The organism is Candidatus Methylomirabilis sp., assembly GCF_028716865.1.
Taxonomy (GTDB): Bacteria; Methylomirabilota; Methylomirabilia; order Methylomirabilales; family Methylomirabilaceae; genus Methylomirabilis.
Map to the genome: position 1 here is coordinate 1 of NZ_JAQUOY010000041.1, position 13,824 is coordinate 13,824.

At 58.9% G+C, this 13,824-nt stretch carries 15 protein-coding genes, 1 tRNA gene and 1 pseudogene; all 17 read right to left on the bottom strand.

What is annotated here, in order from left to right; all coding sequences use genetic code 11:
• Positions 1 to 398: biopolymer transporter ExbD (locus PHV01_RS12135; RefSeq protein ID WP_337291421.1), on the bottom strand; the 398-nt coding region annotated here is incomplete at its 3' end.
• A gap of 11 nt (positions 399 to 409) precedes the next feature.
• Complete coding sequence (locus PHV01_RS12140) at positions 410 to 1,087, bottom strand: MotA/TolQ/ExbB proton channel family protein (RefSeq protein ID WP_337291422.1); 678 nt, start codon at positions 1,085 to 1,087, stop codon at positions 410 to 412.
• Positions 1,088 to 1,236: 149 nt separating this feature from the next.
• Positions 1,237 to 1,830 (bottom strand): UbiX family flavin prenyltransferase, encoded by a 594-nt coding sequence (locus PHV01_RS12145; RefSeq protein ID WP_337291423.1) that lies wholly within the window; start codon positions 1,828 to 1,830, stop codon positions 1,237 to 1,239.
• Positions 1,831 to 2,174: 344 nt separating this feature from the next.
• Complete coding sequence (locus tag PHV01_RS12150) at positions 2,175 to 2,372, bottom strand: hypothetical protein (RefSeq protein WP_337291424.1); 198 nt, start codon at positions 2,370 to 2,372, stop codon at positions 2,175 to 2,177.
• A 146-nt stretch (positions 2,373 to 2,518) separates the two neighbouring features.
• A complete protein-coding gene (locus tag PHV01_RS12155) occupies positions 2,519 to 2,824 on the bottom strand; it encodes an addiction module antidote protein (protein WP_337291425.1) in 306 nt (101 codons plus the stop codon).
• A gap of 211 nt (positions 2,825 to 3,035) precedes the next feature.
• Complete coding sequence (locus PHV01_RS12160; protein WP_337291426.1) at positions 3,036 to 3,377, bottom strand: hypothetical protein; 342 nt, start codon at positions 3,375 to 3,377, stop codon at positions 3,036 to 3,038.
• 144 nt (positions 3,378 to 3,521) lie between these two features.
• Positions 3,522 to 4,334: pseudogene (pheS, locus tag PHV01_RS12165) on the bottom strand (phenylalanine--tRNA ligase subunit alpha); the annotation flags it as partial.
• A gap of 140 nt (positions 4,335 to 4,474) precedes the next feature.
• Entirely contained in the window at positions 4,475 to 5,542 is a 1,068-nt protein-coding gene (locus PHV01_RS12170; protein WP_337291427.1) for a choice-of-anchor X domain-containing protein, read from the bottom strand.
• A gap of 58 nt (positions 5,543 to 5,600) precedes the next feature.
• On the bottom strand, positions 5,601 to 6,659 hold the full coding sequence (locus tag PHV01_RS12175) for a hypothetical protein (RefSeq protein ID WP_337291428.1): 1,059 nt from the start codon (positions 6,657 to 6,659) through the stop codon (positions 5,601 to 5,603).
• Positions 6,660 to 7,364: 705 nt separating this feature from the next.
• Complete coding sequence (gene pheS, locus PHV01_RS12180) at positions 7,365 to 8,417, bottom strand: phenylalanine--tRNA ligase subunit alpha (RefSeq protein WP_337291429.1); 1,053 nt, start codon at positions 8,415 to 8,417, stop codon at positions 7,365 to 7,367.
• A gap of 73 nt (positions 8,418 to 8,490) precedes the next feature.
• Positions 8,491 to 8,850 (bottom strand): 50S ribosomal protein L20, encoded by a 360-nt coding sequence (gene rplT, locus PHV01_RS12185; RefSeq protein ID WP_337291430.1) that lies wholly within the window; start codon positions 8,848 to 8,850, stop codon positions 8,491 to 8,493.
• A gap of 122 nt (positions 8,851 to 8,972) precedes the next feature.
• A complete protein-coding gene (gene rpmI / locus PHV01_RS12190) occupies positions 8,973 to 9,170 on the bottom strand; it encodes a 50S ribosomal protein L35 (RefSeq protein WP_337291431.1) in 198 nt (65 codons plus the stop codon).
• A gap of 15 nt (positions 9,171 to 9,185) precedes the next feature.
• Positions 9,186 to 9,677, bottom strand: coding sequence for a translation initiation factor IF-3 (gene infC / locus PHV01_RS12195; protein ID WP_337291432.1), 492 nt, complete (start codon positions 9,675 to 9,677; stop codon positions 9,186 to 9,188).
• A 10-nt stretch (positions 9,678 to 9,687) separates the two neighbouring features.
• Positions 9,688 to 11,730, bottom strand: a complete 2,043-nt coding sequence (gene thrS / locus PHV01_RS12200; RefSeq protein WP_337291433.1) for a threonine--tRNA ligase — start codon at positions 11,728 to 11,730, stop codon at positions 9,688 to 9,690.
• Between the two features lie 101 nt (positions 11,731 to 11,831).
• Positions 11,832 to 11,906: transfer RNA gene (locus tag PHV01_RS12205), tRNA-Val, on the bottom strand.
• Positions 11,907 to 12,026: 120 nt separating this feature from the next.
• Entirely contained in the window at positions 12,027 to 13,409 is a 1,383-nt protein-coding gene (locus PHV01_RS12210; protein ID WP_337291434.1) for a sigma-54 dependent transcriptional regulator, read from the bottom strand.
• 13 nt (positions 13,410 to 13,422) lie between these two features.
• Positions 13,423 to 13,824, bottom strand: a 402-nt coding sequence (locus PHV01_RS12215; protein WP_337291435.1) for a hypothetical protein, incomplete at its 5' end; no start/stop codon positions are given.

The following is a 13,824-nucleotide window of genomic DNA, read 5'->3' on the forward strand; positions in this document are numbered from 1 at the left end:
GCTCGCTCGGTAATCATCCCGACCGTCTCGATACCGGAAGATTTGATGGCATCCATCACATCGATGACGAAACCGTACGGGACCCTGGCATCGCCGCGTAAGTAGAGTACCCGCTCCTTCCCGGAACCGGTCATGGATTTGAGGTGCGCCTCAAGCTGCTGCCTGGGCACCTCTTTATTATTGACGAGAATGCGGCTGTCTCTTGTCACCGTCAGGGTGATGCGCTCCTCCTCTTTCACCTGCGACGCCTGCGCTGTCGGGAGCTGGACATCAGTCCCACGCTGGAGCATCGGGGTCGTGACCATGAAGATGATCAGCAGGACAAGTGTCACGTCCACCAAAGGAGTGATGTTGATCTCTGAGAGTATTCGCCGATCTTTCCCACCGTTAGTCTGCATGCCTGTCCTCTTTATTCTCCGTGATGGGCGGCCTGATCCAACAGCCTGTCCACCATCTCCGAAGCCGCATTGTCCATACCTGCGGTAAACAGCTTGACCCTGCCGACGAAATAGTTGTACGCGATGACCGCAGGAATCGCCACGAACAAGCCTGCAGCCGTAGCCACGAGCGCTTCGGCTATCCCGGCCGATACCGTACCCAGCCCGCCGGATCCTGTTTTGGCGATCGCCTCGAAGGCTCGAATGATCCCCAGAACGGTCCCGAAGAGACCGACAAATGGGCTGACATTGCCAAGGGTCGCCAATGAACCCAGATACCGTTCCAGACGGGAGATTTCTGTGGAAGTAGCTCGCTGCATCGCCCCCTTACACGATTCAAGTCGACGCGGAAATTGCTTGCCGAAGAGGGCCAAACCTTCCTGATCGATGATGGCCACAAGACCGGCCTCCAGGACCTTGGCAACCGGGCTGCCGGCGTTCTCTTTGCACAAGCGGAGCGCCTCAGCCATTTTCCCGTCCGCCACATACTGCAACCCTTTTTCGGCGACCTGCCCTGTCGCCTGTTGAGCCTTATAAAATGTATAGAACCGCTCGCCGATTACCGCAAGCGAAAAGATGGAAAGCATCACGAGGATCACCATCGTGATCCCACCGTGGGCAATAAACTGGAAAACTCCCTGTTCCATCATATCGGATTATCCTTATATACTGCGGCTTTCCTTCAGCCTTCAGTCTGACCACCTGACTGGTTACTTGACTGAATTGTATAGCATGGAACGGCAGCGAACGGAAGCAGATAACGAATCAGGCAAGGCAATCGCCAGTAACACCTCGACCGTTATCCCGTGCCCCGCCACCGATTCGGTAGGTCGGTGTAAAGACCGATTTGATCCAGCACCCGTCCGACGATCTGGTCCACCAACTCCTCGACCGTTTGTGCCTTCTGATAGAACGGCGGAACCGGTGGAATGATTCTGACGCCCGATCTTGCCAATGTCAACATCTGTTCCAGATGGATGGCGGTAAAGGGGCTCTCCCTCACCACGAGAGCAAGACGCTTGCCTTCCTTCAGGACAACGTCGGCGGCTCGGGCGATCAAGGTCTCAGTATAGCCGGTGGCGACGGCCGCCAGGCTCTTCATCGAGCACGGTGAGACAATCATCGCGGTCACGTTGGGCGAGACATAGGAGCCGCTCGAGATGGAAGCGCCGAGGTCCCGATCGTCGTGGAAAAAGGTGGCGAGGCGCTTGAGATCCTCCACCGTGCGTCCGCACTCTTGTCGAAGTGTCGTCTTCGCCCCTTCGGACACGATCAGATGGACAGGCAGGCCAAGCTCGCAGAACACTTCGAGCGTGCGAATGCCTAAGGCCGCGCCGCTTGCCCCGGTAATGCCGAGAATGTACTCCCGCTTCGCTTCAATCTGTTTTACCATGGCTCTGTGCGCATTGCTGCGATGGTGGTTACAACCGCATCGAATTACCCGACTTCAAGTCTGAGCCCGCCACCAGCGAGCGAAGTCTCTCGCTCCATGAAGGAAAGCAACTATGCGGACCTCCGACCCCCGGACTTCATAGATGAGGCGATATGAATAGACGAAGACCTCGCGAACTGAAGGATCATCAAGCTCAGGGACGATACGCCCACGCTCGCTGAGGGTCTCAAGAGATGTGGCAAGATCAAGCGTAGCATGAAGGACTCGTTGCGCGCCTTCGGGCGACTCTTGAGCGATGTACTCGAGCGCACCATCGAGTGCGGCCTGCGCGCTGGGAGTCCAGACTACTGGCCGACGCCGAGCTGCCATTTCTGCCGGAGCGCCTCTGCAACCTGGGCGTGACTGATAAGATGCCCCGCATCGGCCTCAGCACGACCCTGCTGAATCGTCTGGACAACGTAGAGATGATAGAGCACATCGTCCAGACTGCAGTCATCCGGCAAACGATCGAGCAGTTCCCTCACGGTTTCCTTTGCTCTCATGGGAAGACCTCCAGCGACGAACTCATTGTACGCCACCACTGACTTAGGTGCTAGGTATGCACGACCCGCATATTCTTGCTATCCTACCACATAAACGAAGTGGATGTTCAAGTTGAGCGGCCGGCTGCGGCTCAGACTTTGGAGACTCACGCATGAATCGCCTGTGCCACCAGCCGCACCCCCAGCGCCCTACAGACTTTCGCGATGGTGTCGTAGCGCGGCGTTGCATTGGGTCTGAGCGCCTTGTACAAGGCTTCGCGGGTCAGTCCGGATGCCTTGGCAATCTCGCTCATGCCACGCGCCCGTGCGATGTCTCCCAGGGCCGACGCCAGCAACGCCGAATCGTTCGCTTCTAGAATATCCGTCAGGTAAGCCGCAATCGCCGCCTCGCTGTCGAGATACGGCGCGGCATCAAACTCAGGCAAGTCAGCCACCTTGATACGTTGGGTCATGGTCATCTCCTTCACTCAATCCAATAGCGCCGCCAATGCCTTGGCGCGCTTGATATCAGTCTTCTGGGTACGCTTGGAGCCGCCAACGAGCAACACCATCAACTGGCCAACGCATCGGACAGACCGTCCAACCATTCGATAAATTCGGGCAGGGCTTGATCAAGAACATAGGAAGATTGTAATCGAGCGATTACAGCTTGTCAATGATCATTCACTCCGCCACGATACCTGCACAGGCGGGGCCGAACACCTGGATCAGCTGCGAGCGGCGCAATCCTGGGCGCGGGAGCGTGAACGATTTCATTGCGTATGGTCCGCAGTCGCGATACGACCTGAGCCGCGTGCTCTGTCTTGAGGTCTTATATGGTTTCCGCATAATACCCCTTTGATTCACAGCACATCCGCCGGGCTCCTCACGCTCTTGCCATTCCACGGAGATCCCCTCGAAACAGAACGGCCCCTCATGGCGCATGATGCCCCAATGGGCCATATGGACGTTCGCTTTCGGCTTGATGCCGGTTTCGGCTAGTTGCGGCTTCCCACCACTCGTCACGTCTGCATCCTTTCCCTCTGCGATGAGCAAAAAAGGATAGGACCGAGCAGTCAACTCGTAGCAGTCACTTCCCTGAGTGTCGATGGGAAATTGCGGCGGGATCAGAGAGAGTGGAGGGCAACGCTCCGGCGCACAGATGATCTCTCAGGGGAACTGCTGAAGGAAGCGGAGGTCGTTACCGTGAAAGAGGCGGATATCGTCGATACCGTACTTGAGCATGGCGACACGGGCCGGGCCCAGACCAAAGGCGAAGCCGGAGTATCTGGCCGGGTCGTACCCGACGCGCGTCAGGACATTCGGATGCACCATCCCCGCACCCAGGATCTCGAGCCACCCGCTCTCCTTGCACAGCCGGCATCCGGCGCCCTTGCAGCGGAAACAGTCAATCGACATATCGACGCCCGGTTCGACGAACGGAAAATAGTCGCATCGGAAACGGATCTTCCGATCTTTGCCGAAGAGGCGACGGACGAACGCATATAACGTCCCCTTCAGATCCGCGAAGGTAATGGCTTCATCAACCGCCAGCCCTTCGATCTGGTGAAACTGGCTCTCGTGGCTGGCGTCCACCGCCTCGTACCGATAGCACTTGCCGGGTACGACGATGCGGATCGGCGGCCTGGTCTGCTCCATAATGCGGATCTGCATCGGCGAGGTATGTGTCCGGAGCAGCATCGGTCTGTCGGCCTGGGCGCTTGCCGGATCGATCCAGAAGGTGTCCCACATCTCTCGAGCCGGATGATCCTCCGGGATGTTCAGGGCCTCGAAGTTATAGTAGTCCCACTCGACCTCAGGCCCCTCGATGACGGCAAACCCCATCTCCGCGAAGATCTGGCAGATCTCGCGGATGATCTGGGTGAGGGGGTGCAGGCGCCCCATAGTCGGCCGTCGCCCTGGAAGGGTGACGTCGATCCGGTCTGTCGCCAGCACCTCATCACTCGGGATCGATTCCAGGGCCGCCCCACACGCAAAGAGCGCGGTCCGCAGGGTTAGCTGCCTCAGGATCCGCTGAAACTCCCCCACGAGGTTGTACAGCGTACAGATGAAGCTACATGTCGTCCGTCAGGTCCGGCCGGACCGGACCAACGATCACCCAATCAGGGCTGCGGCGGGCTCTTCGCCCCAGGGGCCGCCTCCTCCAGTCGCCGGGCGGCGTCCAGCAGGTTCGGCTCGTTAAACGGCTCCGTTGTCATCTCCTCCAGCCGGTAGGCTCGGGTGATATGGGCGTCCAATACCGGCATGCCGATGGTACCGGGCATCCGGGTGGCCGTCCTGAGGACCAGTGATGCCAGCTTATAGGGTCCTGCGATGTGTCGATCGTGGAACATCAGCCCGTAGAACTGTAGGTCAAGCCAGTACCGCCCCGGCTCGAGCTCGGCTGCGGTCTGGGCATAGCCGATCGGTTCGCCTGCCTTCGACGCCAGATATCCAGCCAGATGGAACCGCCCCTTCCGCCGCACCTCGATCTCAGCCGAAATGACCAGGCTTCCTTGCCGGACCACATCGCGATAGCGGCCGGTCAAGTGCGCGTGCGGATTGCTGTAGTGGAAGCTGCTACCGAACCGCTGCACCGCTCCGTCAGCCATCACTACCTCGATCCGGACATTGAACGAGTCGGCCAAGTCCGGCACCTGCGCCTCGGGCATGATGAAGCGGACAGCGTAGACGCCATCGCCGGCGCGCTCATCGGGCGCCTGACCATCGTCGTGGTAGTCGACCATCCCGATCACCTCCCTCGCGTCGTTGACGATCTCGCCTGTGACCGACCGGGCCGGGGCGACCATCGATCCAGGTGTGGCGCTCTTGCCCGGCGTCAGCGAGAGGAAAAGGTCCACGGGCGCCGGGTACTGGAAGCTGACTTGGGCCGCCCACGTGCTGATGACCGGGGCGCTGGGATCCAGCGATGGTATCGGGTAGGGCCAGGTAGGCCCACCAGTCGGAAATAAGTGTGCGTGACCCCCTTGGAGCGGGTAGGAGTCCTGGGGGTAGCGGGCTCGCTCACGATAGTTTCGCGCCGACTCGGCCGCCATATCCGGTCCGCCTAGGCTAATGCCCGGCAGCGGTCCCTCTGGCATCTGCACCTGCGCGCCGGCCACCCCTGCAAAGGCAATGGCCGTCATCATCAGGATTAGTGGTACCGCATACGACATCGAGGCTCTCATCATGGTTCCTTCTCCCTTCTCTCGGCGTTTGCCGGTTGGGCCTGTGCTCAACCGTTCTCGATCACCACAATTGGTCCGCGTAGCTTGACAGGATCGCGCAGGTGGGGCTCGAGTTAAAGATGATAGTGCCTGGCTGACATGGGGCTGAACCACAGTACCAGGCACCATCGGTGATCGCAATCCTTTGACCCCATTGACTGCAGTCCTTGCACTGGAAATGGTCTTCGTAGGCGGCGTCGACGTTTCGAAACCCGAATGCCTGTTGCTTATACAAGTTGCCGCACACCCAGGGATTACTATATGGGGTCGTCGCCAAGCCGTTACAGGCGAACTGCGACGCGTACTGGACCGCCCCGTCGTCTTGGCCACTCAGGCAGACACTGCTGGCGAGGCCGCGGTAGCCACCGATGAGCCAGACGTTTCTTGCCGGCGCGTTACTATAGGTCATAACATTACGGTCAACGTCCGTCCGGAGCCAATCCGTAGCGGCATCGCAGCTCGCCACCCACCAGGCGATGAACCCGCAGACCGAACTCAAGCCCTTGCAGACAGCATCCGCCAACTCCGAACCACGATGGGCCCCGGACAGGCTGATGACATAGGAGATCCGCTGGGCTACCGTGCTCAAGGGATAACCCGCGTAGTTGTAGTTGGGATCGCCGGGGCGAGAGTTGCCGAGAATCGCATCCATGATCGTCGCGCCCATGCTGTGGGCGATGACGATGAACCGGCCTCCCTGCGCATAGCTGTAGGCACAGCGGTTACCACCATTGTCAGAGCCCCCGTTGGTCGCATTAAGGATCTGCCACGCCACCGTGCCCCCGGCCGTAGCGTCCCACCAAGCCGCGCTTCCGTTGTAGTTGACCACGTAGAAACTCCGCTGCTCGAAGGGGTAAGGCGACATCACGAGGCCGATGGTACCACTAGTGATCCCGGAGGGATCGTTCCAGTAGGCGCGAGCCACGCTCCAGTAATAATAACTTTGATTGGTCGTTTGCTTGCCGTGGACGAAGATGTAGCAGTTCCTCCCGTCCCGTGGCAGGGCTGCGTGGGATGATTCCGGGAAAAGCGCCGCAAGCGTAAGGGTGAGAATGACGAGGGCCGTCTGATAGCGTCGCATGGGATCTCCTTTCCGAAGGGTGTTGAGTCCGACTGTCGAATCTCACTCCATCAAGAAAGTTGGACTGCGGGTTCCTGCGCGCTACGCGAGAAGTGGATTACTGCGAGACCCGGCATCACCTCCTTGCCGCCTTCACCGTAGGCGGCGTCTCAGACCACAATGGGCCGTGGCAGCTTCTGACCTCTTTGTTTGCCGATCGAGTACGTTTTTAGTTAAGAAATAAGTTCCCGACCAGCTTGCGCCAGCCAGGAGTTATCTCATCCGTCGAAGCTTGTATGACTAATGGAAAGATGGTGCGAGGCTACCGGCAAACTACATCGTCTCTAAAACGCACTTATAGCGTCCCCCCCCCCCAGTATGTCAAGGAAATAATGCCGAAACGGAGTGATATCAGATGAATAAGCGAGATATGGATGAATATATGATTAGTATTGACTTATTGAGATCTATCGTATCTGTGTGCGGACACGCACAGGCGGATGGGCATGGAAGATTGTGGCGAAACCGTGCCATTCACTGACTCGTCATTGCGAGCGACCAACGGAAGCGCGGCAATCCCACCGCACTTGCAGCGTGAGATTGCTTCGGTCGCTACGCTCCCTCGCAATGACGGCGTGAGGGGGACTTTCGATGCAATGACAAAAGAGAACGAAGGGTCTACGCGGTCATCGTTGGGAGCGAAGTACGAGGGGAAACAGATACGTCTCAGGGGAACTGCTGAAGGAAGCGGAGGTCGTTACCGTGAAAGAGGCGGATATCGTCGATACCGTACTTGAGCATGGCGACACGGGCCGGGCCCAGACCAAAGGCGAAGCCGGAGTATCTGGCCGGGTCGTACCCGACGCGCGTCAGGACATTCGGATGCACCATCCCCGCACCCAGGATCTCGAGCCACCCGCTCTCCTTGCACAGCCGGCATCCGGCGCCCTTGCAGCGGAAACAGTCAATCGACATATCGACGCCCGGTTCGACGAACGGAAAATAGTCGCATCGGAAACGGATCTTCCGATCTTTGCCGAAGAGGCGACGGACGAACGCATATAACGTCCCCTTCAGATCCGCGAAGGTAATGGCTTCATCAACCGCCAGCCCTTCGATCTGGTGAAACTGGCTCTCGTGGCTGGCGTCCACCGCCTCGTACCGATAGCACTTGCCGGGTACGACGATGCGGATCGGCGGCCTGGTCTGCTCCATAATGCGGATCTGCATCGGCGAGGTATGTGTCCGGAGCAGCATCGGTCTGTCGGCCTGGGCGCTTGCCGGATCGATCCAGAAGGTGTCCCACATCTCTCGAGCCGGATGATCCTCCGGGATGTTCAGGGCCTCGAAGTTATAGTAGTCCCACTCGACCTCAGGCCCCTCGATGACGGCAAACCCCATCTCCGCGAAGATCTGGCAGATCTCGCGGATGATCTGGGTGAGGGGGTGCAGGCGCCCCATAGTCGGCCGTCGCCCTGGAAGGGTGACGTCGATCCGGTCTGTCGCCAGCACCTCATCACTCGGGATCGATTCCAGGGCCGCACGCCTGGCCGCAATACACTCCTCAATCGCCTGTTTGACCTGGTTGGCCAACAGGCCGATCGCCCGCCGATCCTGCGGCGACAGCGTGACTAATTGCCGAAGGATTGCCGTCAATCTGGCCTTACGACCGAGAAACTGTACGCGTGCCCGTTCGAGCTGGGCCGCATCGACGCTCTGCTCAATCTGCTCAAGAGCCGCCGCCCTCAGATCCTGAAGCTCCTGTCGCAGCGCCTCCACCTCTCCCCCACAACAACAAGCCCCGACACAGGTCGGGGCATGCCTTAGCCAACAATAACGCGATCGGTAATTCTCAGGCCGCCAAGTGCTCCCGGGCCGTCGACGCCAATTTCATAAACGCTCCAGGATCCTGGATAGCCAACTCGGCCAGGGACTTTCGGTCGACGACTACGCCGGCCTTTTTGAGACCACCCATCATGGCGCTGTATGACAGGCCAGTCAGGCGGGCCGCCGCATTGATCCGTATGATCCACAGGCTACGAAAGTCGCGCTTGCGAGCCTTGCGGTCACGATAGGCATACTTCTTTGCCCGATCGACCGCCTCCTGCGCGCTTCTGTACGCCTTACTCCGCTTACCCCAGTACCCCTCCGCCTCTTTCAGAACCCTATTCCTGCGGCGTCTCGTCTTGAATCCGCCTTTTGCGCGTGGCATCCTTCTTCCTCCGGATAAGACGGCGTCCAGCCTTCAGCCCTCAGCGATCAGTAGGACAACGAGACAGGATTTGTCCCCCCTGAGAGCTGGGCGTTGACAGCCGATTGCCGTGTGCTCACCCCTTACAGATAGGGGATCAGTCGCTCCATCCTGGCCGTATCCGCCTTGGACACCAGACCAGGCTGACGCAAGTTTCGTTTCCGCTTCCTCGACTTTCCGGTCAGCAAATGGCTCTTAGACGCTTTGTTGCGCCTGAGCTTGCCGGTTCCCGTCACCCTGAACCGCTTGGCCGCTCCTTTGAGTGTCTTGATCTTCGGCACCGTCGCTCCTTCCTGTCAATGCTTTGGGGTGAGGATCATCACCATATTCCGGCCCTCCTGCCTGGGGTACTGCTCGATCAAGGCAATCTCCTTGAGCGCCTCGGCGAAGCGATCCAACTGGACCTTGCCGCGCTGAATATGAACCATCTCCCGGCCCCTGAACATCAGGGTTACCTTGGTCTTATTCCCCTCCTTCAAGAAGCGCTCGGCATGCCTGGCCTTGAACTGAAAGTCATGCTCCTCAGTCTTGGGCCGGAGTTTGATCTCTTTGATCTGGATGACCGTTTGTTTCTTCCTCGCCTCCCGTGTCTTCTTGCTCTGCTCGTAGCGGTATTTCCCGTAGTTCATGATCCGACAAACAGGCGGCTTGGCTTCCGGAGCCACCTCCACCAGATCAAGTGTAAGTTTTTTGGCGATATCGAGGGCCTCCTGAATCGGGAGGATTCCAAGTTGGGCCCCCTCCGGACTGATTACCCTCACCTCTTTGATCCGAATCCGCTCATTCACCCGGACACTTCTACTGATGGATGCTCCCTCCTTCATGTTGAGCCGGCCCGGTCGCCTTCACGGCTGGCTTGAGTTCCTCTTGAATCGCGGCCACGAATCCATCCATCGGCATGACACCCAGGTCACGCCCGCCGCGCTTGCGCACCGAGACGGTGCCTGAAGCGATCTCTTTTTCTCCTACCACCAGGGCATACGGGATCTTCTGCACCTCAGCATCCCGAATCTTATAACCGACCTTTTCGTTCCGCACGTCCACATCCGCACGCACCCCTATTGTCCTGAGCCGATCAGAAACCTGCTGAGCGTATGGCTGGAAGCGGTCGGCCACAGGCACCAGTCGTGCCTGCACCGGCGCAAGCCAGGTTGGAAAGGCGCCTGCATGATGTTCGATCAACACCCCAAAGAACCGCTCCAGCGAGCCAAGAATCGCACGGTGGACCATAAAGGGTCGATGCGGGCGGTTGTCCTCCCCGACGTAGGTAATGTCGAAGCGTTCCGGCAAATTGAAGTCGAACTGTACAGTCGTACACTGCCACGAACGGCCCAGGGCGTCTTTGACCTTCAAATCGATCTTCGGTCCATAGAAGGCCCCGCCCCCCTCGTCGATCTGATAGGAAAGCCCCGCCTGGTCGGCTGCTTGTCGCAGCGCCTCAGTCGCGTCATTCCAGAGCGTCTGGTCCCCGATCGCCTTCTCCGGCCGGGTGGCAATGTACGCGTCATACTGATCAAAGCCAAACGCGCGAAGGAAAAACAGACTGAAGCTGACGGCATGGGCCACCTCAGACACCGTCTGCGCCGGCGTACAGAAGATATGCGCATCATCCTGCGTAAATCCTCGAACGCGCAGGAGCCCATGCAACACGCCGGCGCGCTCAAAGCGATAGACCGTTCCCAGTTCGGCGAACCGCACCGGTAGATCTCGGTAGCTGTGGACCTTAGATTGAAAGAGCTTGATATGGAAGGGGCAGTTCATCGGCTTGACGTAATAGTCGTTCCCTTCCATCTCCATTCTGGGATACATGTACTCCTGGTAGAAATCAAGATGGCCACTGGTCTCCCACAACTTTGCTCGGCCGATGTGCGGCGTGTAGATAAGATCGTAACCGTTATTGAGGTGCTGCTCACGCCACAGATCCTCAATCAGCTTCCGGACCAACGCCCCCTTAGGATGCCACAGGACAAGTCCGCCGCCAACCTCATCATCCACGCTGAAGAGGTCCATCTCACGGCCCAGACGTCGATGGTCCCGCCGCTTCGCCTCCTCCAGAAGAAACAGATGCGCCTCAAGCGCATCCTGTGTCGGAAAGGCGATTCCGTAGATTCTGGTCAGCATCGGTCGCCGCTCGTCGCCCCGCCAGTAGGCACCCGCCAAATGGGTCAGCCTGAAGAAGCGGATTACCGACGTATCGAGCACGTGGGGGCCGCGGCACAGATCGATAAAGTCCCCCGTTGTGTAGAAGCTGGCCCGCTCCGCGGCGGGATCTATCTCATGCTCCAACTCATCATGCCCGGCGGCTCCGGCGGGCGCCAGCGCCCGGTCTCTGATGGTTTCCAGGAGTTCCACCTTGTACGGCTGGTTCAGCGCCGTCGCCTTCTCGACCGCCTCTTCCAACGGAACCTCAAGCCTGACGAACGGAAGTCGCTGCTCCGACAGCTCGCGCATCTTGGCCTCAATGACCGGCAGATCGTCCTGGGTGAGCGGACGAGGCGGCTCGATGTCGTAGTAGAAACCATCCTGGATCGCCGGACCGATGGCAAATTGTGAGCCCGGAAAAAGCTGTTGCACGGCGGCTGCCATCAGGTGGGCAGCGCTGTGCCTGAGCATCGAGAGGCCTTCCGGCGAACTGGCGGTAATAAACTTCACCCGGGCTTCTTGCTCGATGGGACGACTCAGATCGACAAGACGCCCATTGACCATCGCCCCGATCGTCTCCTTCTTGGCCGCCGGATCCACGACCTCCAGCACACCCAGCACCGTCGTACCGGCAGGGAATTCATGTTGCCGGCCGTCGTCCAGGGTGATCACAATCGATTGTGTCCGGATCTCACTCACGCTGCGTATCCAGTCTCGATAAGAGAAGGGCATCACAACGGTATGATGCCCTCTTCCGTTCAGATGATTCTGTCCACGGCAACATCGGGTATTGCAAGCAATGGTAGGCGCGGGCGGTCTTGAACCGCCGACCTCTTGCGTGTCAAGCAAGCGCTCTCCCCCTGAGCTACGCGCCTAAACCTTCTCCCAGCTTTACAAATACCGGAGCTTATCTTCAATCACTTAGATCCATTCTGTCAAGCGAAAAGGCGACCTTCCTCACCTGCTATTGCCCGGTGACCTCATACGCCTGGCCACTACGCAGACCTGATCCCGTACTTCTTCATAAGGCGATGTACCGTTTTCCGGTCCACGCAGGCGGCCTTCGCAGCCTGCGAGATATTACCGTCGTGCCGTTTGAGGAGCCGGATCAGGTAGTCCCGCTCAAACGAATCGGCCCACACCTCTTTTGCCCGCTTGAGCGGTAGCTCATTCGGCGAGAGCGTAGAGGCGGTCTCGACCTTTACGCGGATCTGCTCCGGCAGGTCCTGTGGCTGCACCAGCTCATGTTCGGCCAGGACCACTGCTCGCTCCATTACGTTCTGCAACTCGCGGACGTTCCCAGGCCAGCTGTGCTGCTCTAAGAGTCGCATCGCCTCCGGCGTGACACCAGCGACCTCCTTCTCGCTGCTCGCTGCGTACTTTGTAAGGTAGTGATGCGCGATCAACTGGACATCTCCCGTGCGATCTCGCAGGGGCGGTAATGGAAGCGAGATTACGTTCAGGCGGTAGTAGAGGTCTTCTCGAAACCCACCCGTCGCGACTGCCTGGGCCAGATCGTGGTTCGTAGCGGAGATGACGCGCACATCCACCTCGATAATCCGATTCGACCCGACCCGCCGCACCTGACGTTCCTGCAGAACTCTCAGCAGCTTCGCCTGGAGATTCAGGCTGATGTCGCCCACCTCGTCCAGGAAGATGGTCCCACCGCTTGCGAATTCAAACAGTCCGGGACGGGCAGCCTGCGCTCCCGTGAATGCGCCCTTCTCGTGCCCGAATAGCTCGCTTTCGAGCAGGTTCTCGGGAAGTGAGACACAGTCAACGGGGATGAAAGGTCCTGTCGCCCGTCGGCTGTTGACATGAAGGCTCCTAGCAATTAGCTCCTTACCGGTTCCGGTCTCGCCGATGATCAGGATATTGGCCTCGCTCTTGGCGACTTTTTTGATAATCTCGAAAACCTGAAGCATCGGCAGGCTCCTGCCGATGATGTTGTCAAAGCGATGGGTCTCGGTAAGTTGCTCCAGGAGACGCCGGTTTTCTTCCCGCAAACGACGCTGGTCCATCGCCCGCTCGACACACACCTTGAGTTGGTCAGCCGAGAACGGTTTGGGCAGGTAATCGAACGCCCCATCTTTGACCGCCCTTACGGCGGTCTCGATCGTGGCAAAGTCGGTGATCAGGATCACTGTGGCCGCGGGATCAATGGCCCGGATCGCCTGGAGGATACCCAGACCGTCAAGACTCGGCATCCGAAGGTCTGTGAGGACCAGGTCGGGCTTCTCCCGCTCGTACTGCGTGGCCGCCTTGCCGCTATCGGCCTCAGTCACTACCTCATAGCCAAAGCGAATGAGAAGTCTGGCACAGTTCTCGATCATGTCGACTTCGTCATCGATCACGAGCACTCGACCCAGCTTCGGCATCCTGTCCTTTCCCTTATCCGTACTCGTTCCCCTTCACCTTCGGCAGTGAAGGGATAAGGCAGCGCTCCGGAACGATTCGCTCCTCCTCAAGCTGTCCCTCGATCAGAAGCAGAATCTCCTCATGCCAAGCGGAGAATCGCCAGTATTCTAATCTCCTCGAAGGAGAGCGGTCAACTTCTATACTATGCCTTCCTCGTGAACGAATCAGATTCATCGGATCTGGTTGCTCGAAAAACTTGGGACTCTTGCACGCTCCGTGAGACATCACCACTCCAGGCGACTCCAGTCCCCCCCGAAGTGGCACACGCGTTGCTAGGTTGCACAGGGACCCGGCGAGGGAGACCGGGACCCGGGACCGCGCAGAGGGGAGCATGCGACGCACACTGAAGCGCAAGGTCAGGTTTGAACCGCTGGG